An 18,856-nucleotide genomic window follows, 5' to 3' on the forward strand; every position below is an offset into this window, starting at 1 on the left:
CCACAAGCCATTTCGACTGAAGCAGTCGGAAACGTCGCCGCCGTACAGCGATTAGCAACGTACCAGGCTCATGAACAGTCCGGAGGTCGGTGACTGTGGACTACGTCGCAGACGACTTTCCCCTCACGACCTCGAAGAGCCGCGAGGTTCTCACGGAGTCGAAGATGCCGAGAAGGTGCTCACTATCGGATAACCAAACGCCCACTCTGGCGAAACCCCGGTAAGTCAGTCAGCAGTCTGTTCGGCTTGGTGGGCTTGTTCTACGCCCAATGGGTCTGCCGTCGATGTCGCGGTGACCAGTCGCAAGAGCTGTCCCGCGTTCGTGAGGAGTTTGTTCTCCGCCTTCCGGAGGTGTTCTTCGTACGTCGAGCGAGCGACGGTCGTCTGGCCGGCCAGTTCTCGCAGCGAGGTCTTCCGCGGTTGCTCGTAGTAACCGCTTTCCAGCGCCAACTGGAGTGCTGCTAACTGCCGGTCGGTGAGGTTCTCGAATAGTTGATTCGCGGGGGCCAGCATACTGTGGGGTATCTGCTTCTCTGCGATCGAGGTTTTCGAGAGCAGTTCGATCTCCCTATCGGCTCGCAGGTCACCGAGTAGGTCCCGGATGTCTTCACTGTCGAACGCGACCACCGTGTAGTGCTCCCATCCTTGGCGGTAGATCGTCGGTGATTGGTACAGACAGTTGTGTTGCTCGAAGCGGTCGATGATGGACTCTTCGAGTGAGCAGAGACAGGACTGCGTGACGACGTGATACCCGCTGTCGTCCTCCGATTCGTGTAGAACGGTCCCCAGTTGACTGATCTCGTCGTGCAGTTCGTCAGTCGGTGTCGTCTCGGAGGAGATCTCGAGCACCTGGCAGTCGCTCAGCGGCCACTCACGTATGGTCAAGTCCGGGTGCCGTTCCGAGATCTCCCGGTACGGACACTCGTGTCTGACCCGAATTGAGGCCTCGTACAGACTCATACGAGTAACTTTGGTCTGGTCAGAAATAACAGTGCCGGTCATGTCCGGCAGGTACTATAAGCAGATGCACCTGCTATTCGGGAATACCGATGCAAGAGATAACGCCGGAAGAACTCAGCGAACAGTTGCGAGATGGTGACGGAGGCCCGCTCGTTCTCGATATCCGCCACGAAGAAGACTTCGAGGACTGGCAGATTCCAGGCAGTATCAACGTCGACGTCTACGACGAATTAACTGAAGACCCTGCTCAAGCCAAAGAGGCTCTCTCGGAGCTCCCTCGTGAGGAACAGATCGTCACCGTCTGTGCCGCAGGTGTTGTCTCAGAGACCGCAACGGAGGTCCTCCAAGAACTGGACTACGACGCGGTGACGCTCACTGACGGGATGAACGGCTGGAGTCGAGTGCATAGGAACGCACCAGTTCCTGATGACCTCGACGGGACGCTTATTCAGGTCGCACGTCCGGGGAAGGGCTGCCTCTCACACGTCCTCATTTCAGACGGCGAAGCCGCCGTCTTCGACCCGTCGCACTACCTCGAAGAGTACGAGGCGATTCTCGACGAGTACGACGCCGAAATCGTCGGTGTCTTCGACACGCACGCCCACGCCGACCACGTCTCGGGTGCGGCGGAACTCGCCGACCGTCACGGCGTTCCGTACTACCTCCACCCCAAGGACGCACTCGCCATCGACGCGACGCCCGTCGAGGACGGTCAGACTGTAACGGTCGGCACTCTCGATATCGAGGTCGTCCACACGCCGGGACACAGCGAGGGGAGCGTCTCGTTCGACGTCGCCGGTGCAGCGCTGATCACGGGCGACACGCTCTTCTACGAGAGCGTAGGTCGGGTCGAACTCGGCGTCGAAGCCGGTATCGAAGACTCCGACGTCGAGCAGAACGCCGCGACACTCTACGAGAGCCTCCAGCGGCTAGTGGACCGTCCGAACGATGCGCTGGTCCTGCCGGCCCACGACCCCGGTTCACCCGAACCGCCAGTAACTGCGACGCTCGGTGAAGTCAGAGAACGGAACCAGGACCTGGGGCGCGACCGCGAGGAATTCGTCCGAGAACTCGCGTCGGATATCCCAGATCATCCACCGAACTTCCAGCGCGTCAAGCGGACGAACGTCGGGCAGGAATCCGTTCCCGCCGACGAACTGGCCGAGCTGGAACTGGGCCCAAACAACTGCGCAGCGGAGTGATCTATGAGTACGGACACCGAAATCAAACAAGGAATCCGTGAGCACCTCGGGCAGTTCTCATTGCACGTCCTGCTCGTGTTCGCGACGGGCCTTACCATCGGGTCCGAGCGCGCCGTCGTACCCGTACTTGGTCGCGACGTGCTGGGCGTCGAGTCGCTACTGGTCATCGGGTCGTTCGTCGTCTCGTTCGGCTTCGTCAAGGCACTGCTCAACCTCTACGCCGGCAAGTGGGGCGGCGAGTACGGTCGCAAGCCGGTACTCATCCTCGGCTGGGCGACCGCCCTCCCACTCCCGGTCATTCTGATCTTCGCGCCGAGTTGGGGCTGGATCACCGTCGGGAACATACTGCTGGGCATCAACCAGGCGTTGACTTGGAGTATGGCCATCAACGCTAAGATCGACATCGCAGGTCCCGAGCAGCGCGGACTCGCGGTCGGTATCGACGAGGCGTTCGGCTACACCGGCGTCGCCGCCGGTGCCTGGATCACCGGCGTCATCGCTGCCCGCACGAGTCTCCGACCCGAACCGTTCTACTTCCTCGCAATCGTGGTCGTGCTGGCGTTCCTCATCTCGATCTTCCTGATCAAGGAGACGGTCCAACTCGCGGAGGCCGAGATCGACGACGAGGACCACCACGACGCCAACCTCCCGTTCGTCGAGGTGCTGAAGCGGGCGACCTACGGTGACAAGACGCTGTTCGCCGCGGCCCAGGCCGGGCACATCGAGAAGTTCGTCGACACGCTGTTCTGGCTCGCCGTCCCGCTGTATCTCACCAGTCAGGGACTCGGGATCGCAGCTGTCGGGTTCATCGTCGGCGTCCACAGCGCGATGTACTTCCTCCAGATCGCGACCGGTGGCCTCGCGGACCGTATCGGTCGGCGTCCGCCTGTCGTCGCTGGAATGTTCCTCGCCGGTGCAGGTGTCCTCGGGATGGTCCTCGTCGAGGGCTATCTCCTGTGGGCCGTGCTCTCCGGTGTATCCGGCCTCGGGATGGCACTACTCTACCCTAATCTGATGACCGTTCCCGGCGACGCTGCCCATCCGACGTGGCGCGCGACTGGGATGGGCGTCTATCGGATGTGGCGTGACGCTGGCTACGGTGTGGGCGCGATTCTGGTCGGTCTCTCGATGGAGTTCGTGAACGCCGAGACCGCGTTCTACGTGATCGCGGCCCTGATGTTCGTCTCTGGAGCGGTTGTCTATCTGTGGATGGAAGAGACGCACCCCGAGTTCGGGACGCACGAACCACCAGCACCGGCTACTGATACGCCTGGACGGGCGGTCTCCGATGATTGAGAGGTGTCCACTCTCGGGTTGAGATTTCACTACCGTGGTATCGAACGGGTGCCCTGCTGAGGTTCACAATCCGCCCGGGACCATTCTATCTGACCGACGTGAAGACGAGTAGCGGACGGTAGATTCGACACCCCGAAGACGAGAGTATCGCCGACACGCGCCGCGTCCTGACGGGTGATTCGCTATCGGTATCCGATTTTCTGTGGATAGTGGGGCTTCGCCTCGGCTCTCCCCGGCAACGTCATCTCGCGTGGTGCCGTAGTGGTCGGTAGATGCCGACGCTTCAGACGAACGGTATAGAGACCTACTACGAGGTGAGCGGAGACGGCCCGCCTATCGTCTTCGTTCACGGCGCACTGTCCGATCATTCGGCAGCGACACAGCAATTGAGAGCGTTCAGTGACGCGTACACCGCCATCGCGTACGATGTCCGGGGCCACGGCGACACCGCGAACCCCCAGCACGCACCCTATTCGATCGACTTGTTGGCGGAGGACCTCCGCGCGTTCATCACCGAGATGGGCCTCGAGTGTCCCGTTCTCTGCGGGGTCTCGATGGGCGGTATGATCGCTCAAGTCTACGCGAGTCGCTATCCGGATGAGCTCAGCGGTCTCGTACTCGCCGACACGTTCTCTCCGGAGTTCCTCGGTCGGCGCGACCGAATCGAGCGATCCAGCCTGGTGAACGCTGTGGCGGGACTCGTCCGCCTCGTAGGATACAACCGGGCGAAGGGCCTCGTGTTGTGGGTCGGACGCACACTGGAGCGAAACCAGACCACGAGTCTCCGCACCGACGCCTTCCCGGACATGGCCACCGTGGACGCCGTGAATGCCCTCGATGCGGTCGCCGACTTCCATACCACCGACATCGACCTCTCTTCGATTACCGTTCCGACGCTCATCCTCTACGGCGAACACGAAACCGCCCTAATCGGCCGCCACGCCCCGACACTGTCCGCGCGAATCCCGAACTCGACCGTCCGGCAAGTCCCCGACGCGGGCCATGCTTCCCCCTGGGATAACCCCGAGTTCTTCGAGAGCGCCATTCGAGCGTTCCTCGCATCCCGGACTCGGATCGAGGCAGAGTAGAACGGCACCCCACGTCGAAACACTCGTCGCAGTCCAGACGTACGGGTCGCTCGCGCGACTGACGGTCGTGCTCCGTCTCCGAGAGCGGGGACGGTGAAAACCACTACCGAGTTCGGTGGCGCGTCCGAGCGACCCCGGTAGCGGCGCGACGAGGCTCGCTGTAGCCACGATTACGACCCTGGAGGAACCAAACGCCGAGTTCGCCGCCCGGGGTGACACTCCGGTTTCTCACCGACGAGTCGCCGAGCGTCGACGTCCGGCGAGACGGACGAGACTACTATCATATAACGGACTATTATCTGCTCTATCCGATTCGGACGCCGAAATTGGACGGGTCCGTCGATCCAGACTATCCGTTAAAGACTCGATTCAGGCGTTTTATCTTTCGTTAACGAAGTTTACTCTAAACCGAGTACGTTATACGCTCGCGTCGATTCGTATTATTTGATGACTGAAACGATCTCTCTGCTGTTCGCCGCGACGGAGGATACACGATGATTTGGCAGGACTTAATCTTCCTCGCCGGAAGCGTCTTCTCGCTTTTCGTGCTCGTGCCATCTCTCCGAGACGCGACGACTAACATTCCGCTGGGAACCTCGCTGCCCTCCGCGACTATCGGTATCGTCTACGGAACGACGTTCTTCACGCTCGGGATGACGATGTCCGCGGCGGGATCGGTTCTCACGGGACTGATGTGGAGCGTCATCGCGGTTCTCCGTTCGCCGCACCCGTTCGACGGACTGGTAGACTCGAACAGTACCGAACAGAACGCGACCCACTCCGGCCCGCAGAACGCCGACTAAACGACTTTCCCGTCTCTTCGCCCTCTTTTTCGACGTCTCGCCGCTTCTCGTCTCGTCGAACGGTAGTCATACCGCGCTCGAAAAGGGAAGCGTCAGGTCGTCTCCGGAGCGATTTCGAGGAGACGGTCCGCCAACCGCAGCAGTTCCCCGCGTTCTTCGAGCGTCTCCGCCCACCGGTCGGGTATCGATTCGACGCCGAAGCGCGCGCCCGCGACGGCACCGGTCACCGCGCCGACGGTGTCTGCGTCGTCGCCCTCGTTTACCGCCTCGACGACCGCTTCCTCGAACGAGTCCGCGGTGAGGCCGTGGTACAGGCCGGATTCGAGCGTCGCCAACACGTAGCCGCTGTATCCGAGCGTCTCGGGGTCCGTCTCCGCGGGGAGTCCCGCCACGCGCGTCCACAGTTCGTCGGGAACCCGGTCCTCTCCGTCGATTGCGCTCAGCGCGTCGCTGACGACTCCCTCGGTGTCCGCTTCCCCGCGGACGAGCCGACGGACCACCTCGTTCAGCAGGGCGCACCCGGCCGTACAGCGGGGGTCTGCGTGCGTAATCTCCGAGGAGGCGCGACTGACTTCGGCGAGTCTGTCGGGCGTCTCGCGGTAGGCGAGAGCGTACGGGACGCACCGCATCACGCTCCCGTTGCCGGCGTTTTCTCCCTCCGCTCGCCGCTCCCAGACCCGCCGTCCGGCGTCCTCCCACGCCGTCCCCTCGCGGACCAACGCGAGCGAATCGGCGGTCGTGAGGCCGATGTCGAACGGACCGGAGTCGTACCACGCGAGGAATCGGCGGGCGACGTCCGCACCGTCGAATCGTTCCCGTTCGACGAGGCTCCGCGCGATACAGAGCGCCATCTCCGTGTCGTCGGTGACCGTCCCCGGCGGCTTGCCGTACGTCCCGTCGCCGAGCATCTCCGTCACGCGGCCGTACTCCGCCTCGATGGCCGCGGGCGTGCGAAACTCCACCGGTCGGCCGAGCGCGTCTCCGCAGGCCAACCCGAGGAGCGTTCCCCGCGCCCGCGACCGGACGCCCGCAGAGTCGGTCCGGCGGGCCGACCGACTGCGCTCGTCTCCGTGGTCGGTCATACTCTCGTTCGGCTCCGGTGACATATCAACCCTCGGTCCGCAGGGGTCGCGGGGAAACCACGAAGCGTCTCGGCCGCGACGGTCCGAGAGATGCTCCGCTCACTCCGCGGCGTCGGTCGGTCCCTGTTCCGCACCGGACGGTCCGCCGTCTTTTCGGCGTACTACGCGGCCGTCCGCATCAACCACCGGCGCGAACTGTACGCCCCGCGAAAACGCGTCGGCGACGCCGAGTTCCGAAGCTACGAACTCGTCAACAAACACGGGCGTGACCTCCTCCTCGGGCGACTCCTCACGAACTGCGCCCCCGGAGCGACGGTGTACGACGTCGGCGCGAACACCGGCACGTACACCCTCGCAGTCGCCGCCGCGCGCCCGGACGCCTCCGTCGTCGCCTTCGAACCCAACCCCGACGTGCGCGAGCAACTGGCGACGAACGTCCGGCGAAACGGCTTCGAGAACGTCGCGGTTCGCGGGGAGGGCGTCGGCGACCGGTCGGGAACGCGGACGTTCTATCGGTCCACCTACGACGAACTCGGATCGTTCAGGCGGGCGAACGCCGCCGGGTGGGAGGCGCGCGTCCGAGACGCCGTCGAAGTGCCCGTCGTGACCCTCGACGACGTCGTCGCAAGCGGGGAGGTGCCGCCCCCGGACCACCTCAAAGTGGACGTCGAGGGGTTCGGCGGCGAGGTGTTCGACGGCGCGCGCGAGACGCTCGAAACCCATCGTCCGACCGTCTACTTCGAACCGCACGGACGCGAGGAGGCGTCGGCCGTCGCGTCGATACTGGACGCCGCGGGGTACTCGATTCGGACCCGTCCCGGCGCGTGGGTCGCGGAGTGACGCGGCGGGCCCGTCGTTTCGCGGCCCCGGCCGGTTCTGAACGTCGTAACGCCTAAGAGCGGAACAACCATTAATTCGGGTAATGAACTCAATGGCGAACGTTCGAACGTCCCCCCTCTCTCCGAACGCGGAGGTGGCACCGTGGACGTCGAGATAAAAGAGTCCTCGGTCTCCCCCGAGGAGTTCGAGGAGATGCAGCAGTTCGTAAACGACTACCTCTCGGCGAGTGTCGAGAACGAGGACGACGGCGGCCGGATGCGGTGGTATCCGTGGCACAGTTCCGAGTACCGCTTCAACCACATCCTCAACGTGGTAGACCTCGCTTCGACCATCGCCCGCCGCGAGGGCGCGGACGTAGACGTCGTCCGCGTCGCCGCCCTCTTTCACGACATCTCGAAGCTAGAGGCCGAACAGGACGTCCACGCGGAGGAGGGCGCGCGCGTCGCCCGCGAGTATCTGGAGGCGCGCGGCGAGTTCCCCCAGTCGTTCGTCGAACAGGTCTGTCAGGTCGTCTCGACCCACTCGTATCAGGGCCCGTTGACGGACGTCTCCTTGGAGACGCGGTGTCTCATCGAGGCGGACATCCTCGACAAGGTGGGCGCGAACGGAACGGCGTTGATGCTCCTGCGGATGGGCTACGAGGCGCGCACCCACATGGAGGCCTCCGAGATGGTCGAACGCGTCCTCGAACGCGGGCGCGACGCGACCGACCGAGTCGAGAGCGACGCCGCCGAAAGCATCGCCTACCAACGACTCAAGCGCGTCAAGTGGTTCCGCGAGTGGTTAGAGGAGGAGGTTCCCGGCATGGACCACGAGGAGTTCGGCGTCTGAGACGGCCGACGGGGCGGCGACGCCGGTTCCTCAGAGCGTGTCGAGTATCGAGAGGACCGACTCCTCGGCGTCGCGTCCGGGGTCGTGTTCCGCCCCGTCTCTGTCCGCGTCGCGGTGGTCTTCGACGCTCCGGGCCATCGCCTCGCCGACGGGCGTCGAGTCCCATCCGAGAGCGGCGAGTTCGCTCGTATCGAGCAGGTGCGGGTAGTCGCGGTAGAAGACGAAGTCGTCGCCGGAGAGACCGGCCGCCGCGAGTTCGCGTTCCCCCGCGTGGACTACCTCCACGTCCGTCCCCGCGGCGTCGGCTATCTCGTGGACCGTCTCTTCGAGGGTGAGCGCTCGCCTGTCACCGACGTTGTACGCCGTCCCCGCCTCGCCCTCTTCTGCGACGAGGCGCAACGCCGTCGCCACGTCTTCGACGTACGCGCGGTGCCAGACGTTCGTCCCGTCGCCGGGGACGACCACGCGGTCGTAGTTCTCGACGCGGTCGATCCAGTAGTCGAGTCGCTCCGTGTAGTCGTGGGGGCCGTAGACGATGGTCGGACGGACGGACATCGCGTCGACGCCGCGACTCGCCGCGTCGAAGACGACTCTGTCGCCCTCGGCCTTCCGTGGGCCGTAACTCTCCGCGGAGTCGTCGGTCAACTGGTCGTCGGAACACGGGCAGAGTTCCGTGATGCCCTCTCGCTTCGGTATCTCTTCTGCGCCGTACGCGGCACCGCTCGAAACGTAGACGTAGGCGTCCGCGTTCGAGAATATCTCCGTCGCGGCGACGACCTCTCGGGGTTTGTACGCCACGCAGTCGAAGACGGCGTCGGGTTCGACGGCCGCGTTCGCGGACCTGAGAGCGCCGTCGTCCGTCCTGTCGCCTTCGACGTGCCGGACGCGGGCGTCGTCCTCGAAGGGGTTGTCGTGGTTCCCGCGGTTGAAGATAACGACGTCGTAGCCGTTCTCTACGAGGTCCGAGACGAGGTGGCGGCCGATGAAGCGGGTGCCGCCGACGACGAGTGCGGTGTCCATGTCCTCGTCGAAGGCTGGGCCGGAGAAAAACGTGGCAGATGCGGCGGCCGGTTCCGGTAGTTCCGCGCGGTCGGCGCGTGCGGACGGTCCGGGCGTTCAGTCGTCGCCGGTCTGTGCAAGTCCCGCGTCGCCGTCGGCGGCGGCGGCCGTCGCCGAGGCGGGGAGTTCGCTGCGCACGTCGGCCTCTGCGTTCTCCGCGATGATGTCGGCGTACGCGTCGGGCATCACCTTCACGAAGTCGCCCGATGCGCTCGCCCAGTCGTCGAGAAGCGCCGTCGCGCGGTCGCTGTCGGTGTACTCGACGTGGTTCTCGACGAGGCGTCGGAGCATCTGTTCGTCGCTCTCTTCGAGGTCGTCGAAGAGAGACACCATGCCGGTGTTCGCCTTCGCTTCGAGTTCGTCGTCGGGGTCGTAGACGTACGCGACGCCGCCGGACATCCCCGCGGCGAAGTTGCGGCCCGTGTCGCCGAGGACGGCGACGACGCCGCCGGTCATGTACTCACAACCGTGGTCGCCGACGCCTTCGACGACGGCTTTCACGCCCGAGTTGCGGACGCCGAAGCGTTCGCCCGCGACGCCGTTGACGTAGGCTTCCCCCTGCGTCGCGCCGTAGAGAGCGACGTTGCCGACGAGGACGTTCTCGTCGGCCTCGTACGCGGCGTCTTCGGGCGTGTTCACGACGATTCGACCGCCCGAGAGGCCTTTCCCGACGTAGTCGTTCGACGCGCCGGTCAGACGCATCGTCACGCCGTTCGCGAGGAACGCGCCGAACGACTGCCCGGCGATGCCGGAGAACTCGCAGTCGATGGTGCCGTCTGCGAGTCCCTCACTACCGTACGCCTCGGAGATGCGGTTCGACAGCATCGCGCCGACGGCGCGGTCCACGTTCGAGACGCTCTCTCGAATCTCGACGGGTTCGCCGCGTTCGAGTGCGGGTCGCGCCTGTTCTATGAGTTTGTGGTCGAGTTGCGTCTCCAAGTCGGCGTGGGTCTGCTCTTCGGTCTTGTAGCGCGCGCCCTCGGCGGGTTCGGCGATGACCGACGCGAGGTCCAGATGCCGCGCCTTCTCGTGGTCGGTCTCTCGTTGGCGGAGCACGGAGGGGCGACCGATCATCTCGTCGACGGTCCGGAAGCCGAGTTCGGCCATTATCTCCCGCAGTTCCTGCGCCATGAACGTCATGTAGTTTATGACGTGGTCGGGTTGGCCGGGGAACCGCTTTCGCAGGTCGTCGCGTTGGGTGGCGACGCCGACCGGACAGGTGTTCTCGTGGCACTGACGGGCCATCACGCAGCCCGACGTGACGAGAGAGGCCGTCCCGAAGACGTACTCTTCTGCGCCCAAGAGGGCCGCGACGGCGATGTCGCGACCGGTCTTCATGCCGCCGTCGGCGGTGACGCGGATGCGAGACCGGAGGTCCGTCGCGCGCAGCATCTGGTTCGCCTCCGCGAGGCCGAGTTCCCACGGGAGACCGGCGTTCTTGATGGACGTCTTCGGCGACGCGCCCGTCCCGCCGTCGTGGCCGGAGATGTGGACCACGTCGGCGTTCGCCTTCGCCACACCCGCGGCGATGGTGCCGATTCCGGCCTCCGAGACGAGTTTCACGTTGATGTCGGCGTCGGAGTTGGCCGCCTTCAGGTCGTGGATGAGCTGTTTGAGGTCCTCTATCGAGTAGATGTCGTGAAGCGGCGGCGGCGAGATGAGCCCCACGCCCGGCGTCGCGTAGCGGACGTGCGCTATCATGTCGTTTACCTTCTTACCGGGGAGGTGACCGCCCTCGCCGGGCTTCGACCCTTGGGCCATCTTTATCTGGAGTTCGTCGGCGCTCGAGAGGTACTGAGAGGTGACGCCGAACCGGCCGGAGGCGACCTGTTTGACGTTGCACTCCTTTTCGGTGCCGAACCGCTCGGGCGGTTCGCCGCCCTCGCCGGAGTTGGACTTCCCGCCGATGCGGTTCATCGCGATGGAGTTGTTCTCGTGGGCCTCCGGCGAGAGACTGCCGAGCGACATCGCGGCCGTCGAAAAGCGTTCGACGATGTCTTCGACGGGTTCGACCTCCGCTATCGGAACCGGGTCGCGGTCCGAATCGAACTCCAACAGACCGCGGAGCGTCTGCAACTCCTCCGATTGGTCGTTTACGAGTTCGGCGAACTCGCGGTACTTCTCGTACTTGCCGGAGCGGACCGCCTGCTGGAGCGTTCCGACCGTCTTGGGGTTCCACTGGTGGTGGATTCCGTCCGAGCGGTGTTCGTACTCGCCCTGCCGTTCTAAGTCGGGGTCCGCGCCGAACCCGACGGCGTGGCGGGTGAGCGCGTCGTCCTCTACGACGTCGATGCCGATGCCCTCGGTTCGAATCTCGGTCCCCTCGAAGTACTCGGCGACGAACTCCGAGTCGAGACCCACGGCCTCGAATATCTGCGCTCCTTGGTAGGACTCCACGGTGGAGATGCCCATCTTGGCCATCGTCTTCAGGAGGCCGTCTTCGAGCGCGTTCTTGTACGCCGCGACGGCCTCGGACTCGTCTGCGCCGTCCGGACCGGCGACGACGTCGCCGATGGTCTGGTAGGCGAGGTAGGGGTTCACCGCGCCCGCGCCGTACCCGACGAGGGTCGCGAGGTGGTGCACCTCGCGGGGGTCGCCCGACTCGACGACGAGGCCCGCGTGGTTCCGCAGGCCGTTGCGGACGAGACTGTGGTGAACCGCGCCCGTCGCGAGCAGACTCGGAATCGCGACGCGGTCAGGGCCGAGGTTTCGGTCCGAGAGGACGACGACGTTCGCGCCGCCCTCGATTGCGTCTTTTGCCGCCTCGCGGACGCGTTCGACGGCGGCCCGCATCTCCTCGCCCGTCTCGTAGGTGATGTCGACGACGGTCGAGGAGAGGTCGCCGTCTAACTCCTTTATCCCGTCCGTCTGGGCGTCCGTCAGGACGGGCGAGTCCAAGACGAGTTGCCGGGCGTGTTCGGCCGTCTCGTCCAAGAGGTTCCGCTGGTAGCCGAGTCTGGACTCCAAGGAGGTGACGAGTTCCTCGCGGATGTAATCGAGCGGCGGGTTCGTCACCTGCGCGAACAACTGCTTGAAGTAGGTAAACAGCGGGCGGTTGAAGTCAGACAGCACCGAAAGCGGCGTGTCGTCGCCCATCGACCCGACGGGGTCTTTCCCGTCTTCGGCCATCGGCTTGATGAGGTGGTTCACCTGGTCGTGCGTGTAGCCGAACGCCGCCTGGTGCGCGCGGAGACTGTCCACCTCGTCGCGGGGTTCGTAGTCGTCTTTCTCCGCCACCTCGTCGAGGTGTCTCTGTTCGTTTCGGACCCACTGGCCGTACTTCTCGTCGGTCAGCGAGTCGAACACCTCGTCGTCGGGGATGACGCGGCCCTCTACGGGGTCGGCCATGAACAGTTGGCCGGGTTGGAGGCGGCCTCGCTCTCTGATCTCGCTCGGCTCGGTGTCGAGTGCACCGACTTCGGAGGCCATGATGACCTTGTCGTCGGTGGTCACGTCGTAGCGACACGGACGGAGGCCGTTGCGGTCGAGAACTGCGGCGATTCGGTCGCCGTCCGTCGCGGCTACGAGGGCGGGGCCGTCCCACGGTTCGACCAGGGAGGCGTGGTAGTCGTACCAGTCGCGCTTCTCTTGGGACATCGCGTCGTCGCCGCGGTACGCCTCGGGGATGAGCATCCGGAGGACGTGCGGGAGTTCGCGGTCCGAGTGGAGAAGCAGTTCGACGGCGTTGTCCACGACGGCGGTGTCGGATTGGTCGGCCTTCGTGACCGGCTTTATCGTCTCTAAGTCCTCGCCGAAGTCGGGGTGTGCGAGGTCGGTCTCGCGGGCGCGCATCCAGTTGATGTTGCCGCGGATGGTGTTTATCTCGCCGTTGTGGATGATGTGGCGGTACGGGTGCGCGAGATGCCACGCGCCGAGCGTGTTCGTCGAAAACCGCGCGTGGACGAGCGTCAGCGTCGTCTTCACGCGTTCGTCGGCCAAATCCGGGAAGTAGTCGAGCAGTTGGTCGCCCTTCAGCAGGCCCTTGTAGACGAGGGTCTTCCGCGAGAGCGAACAGACGTAGAAGCGCGCCGCGCCCGCGGATTCGAGTTCGCCGACGCGTTTCTCGGCCGCGCGGCGGCCGACGTACAGTTTCCGGTCGAACGCCTCTCCGTTCATCTCCTCGGCGGGGCGCACGAACGCCTGCCAGACGTCGGGTTCCGATTCCAGCGCCGTCGCGCCGAGGGTCGAGTTGTCCGTCGGCACGTCCCGCCAGTGAAACACGTCCAATCCGTGGGCTTCGAGCGACCGCTCGAATATCGAGAACAGTCCCTCGCGGGCGGCGTCGTCCTGCGGCATGAACACGGACCCGACGGCGTACGTCTCCGGCAGGTCGGCGTCTACGACGGAGTCGAAGAACTCGTCCGGCCGTTGAATCGTGATGCCGGCTCCGTCGCCGGTGTTCTCTTCGGCTCCGGTGGTGCCGCGGTGTTCGAGGTTCGCGAGCAGTTCGACGCCGTCAGCGACGGTCTCGTGGGTTCGGCCGCCGTCCAAATCGACGACTGCGCCTACGCCGCAGTTCGACCGCTGGTCGGTGGGGTCAGCGAGCCCCTCCGATTCGACAGGGGTGTCTCTCTGTGGCTTGGTCATGTGTGACGTGAGGCAGTACCCGCATAAGGCAGTTGTCCTGAAAGGATAAGGGCACTATTCACACATATTAGGGGGTATAAGGTATATCTACCTTATCGAATGTTAATTTAGGATTACCCGATCACGGCAGAAGAGCGGAGGGGTCGCTCAGTACGTCTTCGCGAAGTAGGCCGTCTCGACGGCGTCGCCGTCGCAGATGGCGCACGCCTCCCCGTCGTGAATCTCCGCGTCCTCGTCGTCGAGGGGGACCATCACTATCTCGGCCGCTATCTGCTCTTTGATCTCGGCCTCGCAGTCCTCGTCGCCGCACCACGGTGCTTTCACGTACCCGCCGTGTTGGCCGATGGTGCCGAGGATGTCCGCGCGGGAGTCGGCCTCTCGGACGTTCTCTTCGAGGTTCTCTTCGGCACTCGCGTAGAGTTTCGCGTACACCTCGTCGAACTCGTCTCGAATCGTCTCTGCGATGTTCTCGCGGTCTACCTCGTGGCTCTCGCCGTCGGGGCGGTGGACGACGGTTATCACGTCGTCGTCGACTTCGTTCGGCCCGATTTCGAAGCGGACGGGGACGCCTTTCAGTTCCCACTCGTTGAACTTGAAGCCGGGATTGCGTTCGTCTCTGTCGTCCAGTTCGACGCGGACGCCCGCCTCCGCTAACTCATCGGTGATTTCCTCGGCGTAGCCGAGAACCTCGTCTTTCGTGTCCGACTGCCAGATGGGGACGACGACGACCTGTTCGGGCGCGACGGTCGGCGGCAAGACGAGACCCTGATCGTCGGAGTGGGTCATGATGAGTGCGCCGAGCGAACGCCACGAGAGGCCCCACGAGGTGGTGTGCGCCACCTGACTCTCCTCGCTTTCGTCCGTGTATCTGATGTCGAACGCCTCCGCGAAGGAGGTTCCGAGGTGGTGGGACGTTCCGCTCTGGACCGACTTCCCGTCGGGCATGAGAGCCTCCACCGTCGTCGTCGTGTCCGCGCCGGGGAACTTGTCGTGGTCGGGTTTCGCGCCGCGGAGAACCGGAATCGCGAGCAGGTCCTCGAAGACCGACTGGTACTGGTCGAGGCGGGTCAGCGTCTCCTCCCACGCGTCCTCGTGTGTGGCGTGTGCGGTGTGGCCTTCCTGCCAGAGGAACTCCTTCGTGCGGAAGAACGGCTTCGTCTCCGTGGCCTCCCACCGGACGACCGACCCCCACTGGTTGACGCGGAGAGGCAGGTCACGGTGACTGCGGACCCACTGGGCCATGTACGGCGCGATGATGGACTCGGAGGTGGGTCGCACGGCGAGTCGTTCCTCCAGTTCCTCGTGGCCCGCGTGGGTGACCCACGCGACTTCGGGGTCGAACCCCTCGACGATGTCTTTCTCGCGTTCGAGGTAGCTCTCGGGGATGAACATCGGGAAGTATGCGTTCTGGACGCCCGTCTCCTTGAACAGGCCGTCGAGGTAGCTCTGAATCCGCTCCCACAGGGCATACGCCCGCGGGCGCGTGACGATGAATCCGCTCATCCCTTCCGGTCCGTAGTTGGCCAGACCCGCTTTCTGGACAACTTCGGCGTACCACTCGCCGGTGTTGTACTCCTTGGACTCGGTTATCCCGAGTTCCTGGTCGTCGCTCATTACTCTGGGTTTGCTCCAGCGAACTCTTAAAGACCCCGAACCGGCCGACGACATCCGGACCGAACGGCCGACGGTCGAATCTCTCGGTGTCCGAACACTCTCGAAAAGGGGCCGGTCGGGACATCTACAAGAGTCCGAAGGACGTATCTGGGAGCTGGTGAGGCAAATGGTAACGCCCAACAGTAAACTCCGGACGGACGACGGCGTGACGACGCGGCGGCGAACGGGCGGCGAGAAGCGCGTCGAACTGTGGCACCGGTCGATGCGGACGGGTGGACGCGGCGAGTTCGACCGCGTCGTCGCCGCGTTGGAGGACCTCTCGGCCGCCGGTGAGATAGACGAGTTCGCAGTCGAGTCGTGGGACCCCTCGGTCGACGTGTCGGGTCGCGTGCCCCGCGACCCGACGACGCGCCGAACCTTCGAGCAGTACGGCCTCCTCAGGGCGTTCGACTCGCGGCGCACGCTCGACTCCCTGCCGGAGACGCCGACGCGGGCGGGCGTCGGTCGGTTAGGACCCGAGTACAGGGAACACCGCGTGCCGCGCGCGGTCCTGTTCGAGTTCCGAAGCGAGTCGTTGCAGAGAGTGACACTCTGCGACGAACGCCTCGGGGCACTGACGAAGCGACTCCGCGAGATTTCCGAGGAGTCGGTGCGCGAGAGAGACGTCCGCGAACGACGGCGTGAGGAACGAACGCGCGAGAGAACGCGGGAACGAGAAGAGCCGTCTCGCTCCTAATCTCGGTCGCGGCGCACGGAAAACGGACTCTCCCCGTCGCGCCACGACCACCCCGGCAACCGCGTCTGAAAGCCCGCCGCGAGTGCGGCGTCTAAGTCGTCTGCGCCCGCGGGCCCCTCGGTGTGGGTGTGGACGTCCGCGAAGTGAAACGTCGCCTGCGCGAGAAGCGAGAGGGGGTGGCCGCCGGCGATGGTCGCGGCGAGTTCGCGCCCGAGAATCTCGTCGACGACGAACCCCGGGTAGTCGCCCTCCACGTCGAGTTCGCGGAGGAGGACGACGAACCCGGCGACGTTGACGGCCACCTCGCCGTCGGCGAAGACGGCGTCTACCTCCTCGCGGTACGCCGCGGGCGTCACGTCGGCGACGGCGGTACCGAACAGGTCACCCAGTCGCGCGCGGGTATCGTTTATCAGCGGAACGACCACGTCGTCGCGGGTTCGCATCCGCGTCGCCTCGCGTTCGACGGCGTCGGGAGTCAGATCCATACGCCCCATCTGGGCGCCCGACGGCTTCGACTTTGCGAAGGCTTTTATACCAACGAGAAAGTACCTCCGAGTAAGCGGGTTTTCCCTGCCTCTTCCCGCAGTCAGGATAGCCAGAGATACCATCGTACTCGTTGACTATGCTCTCTCAATCGTCGACCGGGCCCGACCGTCTCCGGAGAGACGTACCGGCACCGGAACGCGGCTTTCGAGGCAGCGACTCTCCGACACCGCTCGCGACGAAGCGGGCGAGGCCACTCAGTTATGAGTTCAGTAGATAAGCAACTCGAGGAATTGAAAGCAGAGATTACGAACGAACTTCCATCCGACATCTCGGTGTCGGACGTGAAATACGAGGGACCGGAGCTAGTCGTCTACACGCGCGACCCAAAGGAGTTCGCACAGAACGGCGACTTGATCCGAAAACTCGCCAGCAAACTTCGCAAGCGCATCACGGTCAGACCCGACCCCGAGGCGCTTTCGAGCCCCCGCGACGCCGAAGAACAGATTCTCGACGTCATCCCCGAGGAGGCGGGCGTCACCGACCTCGACTTCCACGCCGACACGGGCGAAGTCGTCATCGAGGCGTCGAAGCCCGGGATGGTCATCGGCCGCCACGGTTCGACGCTCCGAAAGATAACCCAGCAGGTGGGATGGACCCCGGAAGTCGTCCGCACCCCGCCGATAGAGTCCTCCACCGTCTCGAACGTCCGGAACTTCCTGAAGCAGGAACGCGACGAGAGGCGGCAGATTCTCGAACGCGTCGGACGGCAGATTCACAGAGAACAGCTCTCGGACGACGAGTGGGTCCGCATCTCGACGCTCGGCTGCTGCCGCGAAGTCGGGCGCGCCTCGTTCGTCGTCTCGACGCCCGAGACGCGCATCTTGGTCGACTGCGGCGACAAGCCCGGGTCCGACGACGTGCCCTACCTGCAGGTGCCCGAAGCGCTCGGGTCCGGCGCGAACTCGCTCGACGCCGTCGTCTTGACGCACGCGCACCTCGACCACTCGGCGCTCATCCCGCTTCTGTTCAAGTACGGGTACGACGGCCCCATCTACACGACCGAACCGACCCGCGACCTGATGGGCCTTCTCACCCTCGACTACCTCGACGTGGCGACCAAAGAAGGCCGGACGCCGCCGTACGAGTCCGAGATGGTCCGCGAGGCTATCAAACACTGCATCCCGCTCGAATACGGCGACGTGACCGACATCGCGCCGGACGTGAAGCTCACGTTCCACAACGCGGGTCACATCCTCGGATCGGCCGTCTCCCATTTCCACATCGGCGACGGCCTCTACAACGTCGCGTTCTCGGGTGACATCCACTACGACGACACGCGCCTTTTCAACGGCGCGGTCAACGACTTCCCGCGCGTCGAGACGCTGGTTCTCGAATCCACCTACGGCGGTCGGAACGACTACCAGACAGACCAAGAGCACTCGGAAGAGAACCTCATCGAGATAATAAACGAGACGTACGACAAGGGCGGGAAGGTTCTCGTCCCCGCGTTCGCGGTCGGCCGGTCACAGGAGATAATGCTCGTCATAGAGGAGGCGATGCGGAGCGGCAAGATTCCCTCCATGCCCGTCCACTTAGACGGGATGATATGGGAGGCGACCGCGATTCACACGACCTACCCCGAATACCTCCGCGACGAACTCCGCGACCGCATCTTCCACGAGGACGAGAACCCGTTCCTCGCCGACGAGTTCAACCACATAGACGGCGGCGAGGACGAACGTCAAGAGGTGGCCGACGGCGAACCGGCCATCATCCTCTCTACGTCCGGGATGGTCACGGGCGGCCCCATCATGTCGTGGCTCCGCCACATCGGCCCCGACCCGGACTCCCGCCTCGTCTTCGTCGGCTACCAGGCGCAGGGAACGCTCGGGCGACGCATCCAGAACGGATGGGACGAGATTCCGGTCAACGGCCGCGACGGCCGGGGCCGTTCGGACACCCTCCAACTGAAGATGGACGTCGAAACCGTCGACGGGTTCTCCGGCCACGCCGACCGGGAGGGACTGGAGAACTTCGTGAAGACGATGAACCCCCGTCCCGAGAAAGTGCTCTGCGTCCACGGCGACGAACGGTCGGTGCAGGACCTCTCGTCTGCGCTGTACCACAACTACAACATGCGGACGTTCGCGCCGAAGAACCTCGAGACGTTCCGCTTCAAGTAGACAGGAAACGGCCGACGCGACGGGCGGCAGTTCGCACGGCTATCGCTTTCGTTGTCTCTCGCAGTCGTCGAGACGCGTCCCGTTTCGGG

General features: G+C 64.5%; 14 protein-coding genes. 8 read left to right on the plus strand and 6 right to left on the minus strand.

Annotated features, from left to right (window positions below):
- Positions 1 to 225 precede the first annotated feature (225 nt).
- The gene (locus BM167_RS04015; protein ID WP_092889069.1) at positions 226 to 960 is read right to left on the minus strand and encodes a helix-turn-helix domain-containing protein; all 735 of its coding nucleotides are present in this window, start codon (positions 958 to 960) and stop codon (positions 226 to 228) included.
- An 89-nt stretch (positions 961 to 1,049) separates the two neighbouring features.
- Between BM167_RS04015 and BM167_RS04020 the strand changes: the two genes are divergently transcribed.
- The 4 genes from BM167_RS04020 (at position 1,050) to BM167_RS04035 (ending at position 5,349) form a co-directional block, all read left to right on the plus strand.
- Positions 1,050 to 2,162: an MBL fold metallo-hydrolase gene (locus BM167_RS04020; RefSeq protein ID WP_092889072.1), complete on the plus strand. Its 1,113-nt coding sequence runs from the start codon at positions 1,050 to 1,052 to the stop codon at positions 2,160 to 2,162.
- A gap of 3 nt (positions 2,163 to 2,165) precedes the next feature.
- On the plus strand, positions 2,166 to 3,458 hold the full coding sequence (locus tag BM167_RS04025; RefSeq protein WP_092889075.1) for an MFS transporter: 1,293 nt from the start codon (positions 2,166 to 2,168) through the stop codon (positions 3,456 to 3,458).
- A 272-nt stretch (positions 3,459 to 3,730) separates the two neighbouring features.
- Positions 3,731 to 4,546: an alpha/beta fold hydrolase gene (locus BM167_RS04030; protein WP_092889077.1), complete on the plus strand. Its 816-nt coding sequence runs from the start codon at positions 3,731 to 3,733 to the stop codon at positions 4,544 to 4,546.
- A gap of 494 nt (positions 4,547 to 5,040) precedes the next feature.
- Positions 5,041 to 5,349 carry a hypothetical protein gene (locus tag BM167_RS04035; protein ID WP_218153763.1) on the plus strand — a complete coding sequence of 103 codons (309 nt, stop codon included), beginning with the start codon at positions 5,041 to 5,043 and terminating at the stop codon, positions 5,347 to 5,349.
- Between the two features lie 92 nt (positions 5,350 to 5,441).
- Here the strand turns inward: BM167_RS04035 and BM167_RS04040 are convergent, their stop codons facing one another.
- Entirely contained in the window at positions 5,442 to 6,431 is a 990-nt protein-coding gene (locus BM167_RS04040) for an ADP-ribosylglycohydrolase family protein (RefSeq protein WP_092891085.1), read from the minus strand.
- A 90-nt stretch (positions 6,432 to 6,521) separates the two neighbouring features.
- Here BM167_RS04040 and BM167_RS04045 point away from each other — a divergent pair, with 90 nt between their 5' ends.
- Both BM167_RS04045 and BM167_RS04050 read left to right on the plus strand, forming a co-directional pair.
- Positions 6,522 to 7,271, plus strand: coding sequence for an FkbM family methyltransferase (locus BM167_RS04045; protein WP_092889080.1), 750 nt, complete (start codon positions 6,522 to 6,524; stop codon positions 7,269 to 7,271).
- Between the two features lie 141 nt (positions 7,272 to 7,412).
- Positions 7,413 to 8,102, plus strand: a complete 690-nt coding sequence (locus BM167_RS04050) for an HD domain-containing protein (RefSeq protein WP_092889083.1) — start codon at positions 7,413 to 7,415, stop codon at positions 8,100 to 8,102.
- Between the two features lie 30 nt (positions 8,103 to 8,132).
- Here BM167_RS04050 and BM167_RS04055 read toward each other — a convergent pair whose 3' ends face one another.
- The 3 genes from BM167_RS04055 to proS all read right to left on the minus strand — a co-directional run bounded on the left by BM167_RS04055 (position 8,133) and on the right by proS (position 15,362).
- A complete protein-coding gene (locus tag BM167_RS04055; RefSeq protein ID WP_092889086.1) occupies positions 8,133 to 9,122 on the minus strand; it encodes an NAD-dependent epimerase/dehydratase family protein in 990 nt (329 codons plus the stop codon).
- A gap of 96 nt (positions 9,123 to 9,218) precedes the next feature.
- Positions 9,219 to 13,748 carry a glutamate synthase large subunit gene (gene gltB, locus BM167_RS04060; RefSeq protein WP_092889089.1) on the minus strand — a complete coding sequence of 1,510 codons (4,530 nt, stop codon included), beginning with the start codon at positions 13,746 to 13,748 and terminating at the stop codon, positions 9,219 to 9,221.
- A gap of 147 nt (positions 13,749 to 13,895) precedes the next feature.
- On the minus strand, positions 13,896 to 15,362 hold the full coding sequence (gene proS, locus BM167_RS04065; RefSeq protein ID WP_092889092.1) for a proline--tRNA ligase: 1,467 nt from the start codon (positions 15,360 to 15,362) through the stop codon (positions 13,896 to 13,898).
- Positions 15,363 to 15,528: 166 nt separating this feature from the next.
- Between proS and BM167_RS04070 the strand changes: the two genes are divergently transcribed.
- On the plus strand, positions 15,529 to 16,098 hold the full coding sequence (locus BM167_RS04070) for an HTH domain-containing protein (protein WP_092889095.1): 570 nt from the start codon (positions 15,529 to 15,531) through the stop codon (positions 16,096 to 16,098).
- Here BM167_RS04070 and BM167_RS04075 read toward each other — a convergent pair.
- Complete coding sequence (locus BM167_RS04075; protein ID WP_092889098.1) at positions 16,095 to 16,583, minus strand: DUF7984 family protein; 489 nt, start codon at positions 16,581 to 16,583, stop codon at positions 16,095 to 16,097. The two genes, BM167_RS04070 and BM167_RS04075, sit on opposite strands and share 4 nt — an antisense overlap.
- Positions 16,584 to 16,844: 261 nt before the next feature.
- Here BM167_RS04075 and BM167_RS04080 point away from each other — a divergent pair, with 261 nt between their 5' ends.
- Entirely contained in the window at positions 16,845 to 18,767 is a 1,923-nt protein-coding gene (locus BM167_RS04080; protein ID WP_092889101.1) for a beta-CASP ribonuclease aCPSF1, read from the plus strand.
- The last annotated feature ends 89 nt before the right edge of the window (positions 18,768 to 18,856 follow it).

The organism is Halopelagius inordinatus (assembly GCF_900113245.1).
GTDB lineage: Archaea > Halobacteriota > Halobacteria > Halobacteriales > Haloferacaceae > Halopelagius > Halopelagius inordinatus.

Excerpts from the sequence above, each read along its gene's own strand:
- BM167_RS04025 (WP_092889075.1), top strand. The coding sequence starts at position 2,166 with ATGAGTACGGACACCGAAATCAAACAAGGAATCCGTGAGCACCTCGGG.
- BM167_RS04035 (WP_218153763.1), top strand. The coding sequence starts at position 5,041 with ATGATTTGGCAGGACTTAATCTTCCTCGCCGGAAGCGTCTTCTCGCTT.
- BM167_RS04040 (WP_092891085.1), bottom strand. The coding sequence starts at position 6,431 with ATGACCGACCACGGAGACGAGCGCAGTCGGTCGGCCCGCCGGACCGAC.
- BM167_RS04055 (WP_092889086.1), bottom strand. The coding sequence starts at position 9,122 with ATGGACACCGCACTCGTCGTCGGCGGCACCCGCTTCATCGGCCGCCAC.
- BM167_RS04030 (WP_092889077.1), top strand. The coding sequence starts at position 3,731 with ATGCCGACGCTTCAGACGAACGGTATAGAGACCTACTACGAGGTGAGC.
- proS (WP_092889092.1), bottom strand. The coding sequence starts at position 15,362 with ATGAGCGACGACCAGGAACTCGGGATAACCGAGTCCAAGGAGTACAAC.
- BM167_RS04070 (WP_092889095.1), top strand. The coding sequence starts at position 15,529 with ATGGTAACGCCCAACAGTAAACTCCGGACGGACGACGGCGTGACGACG.
- BM167_RS04080 (WP_092889101.1), top strand. The coding sequence starts at position 16,845 with ATGAGTTCAGTAGATAAGCAACTCGAGGAATTGAAAGCAGAGATTACG.
- gltB (WP_092889089.1), bottom strand. The coding sequence starts at position 13,748 with ATGACCAAGCCACAGAGAGACACCCCTGTCGAATCGGAGGGGCTCGCT.
- BM167_RS04020 (WP_092889072.1), top strand. The coding sequence starts at position 1,050 with ATGCAAGAGATAACGCCGGAAGAACTCAGCGAACAGTTGCGAGATGGT.
- BM167_RS04015 (WP_092889069.1), bottom strand. The coding sequence starts at position 960 with ATGAGTCTGTACGAGGCCTCAATTCGGGTCAGACACGAGTGTCCGTAC.
- BM167_RS04075 (WP_092889098.1), bottom strand. The coding sequence starts at position 16,583 with ATGGATCTGACTCCCGACGCCGTCGAACGCGAGGCGACGCGGATGCGA.
- BM167_RS04045 (WP_092889080.1), top strand. The coding sequence starts at position 6,522 with ATGCTCCGCTCACTCCGCGGCGTCGGTCGGTCCCTGTTCCGCACCGGA.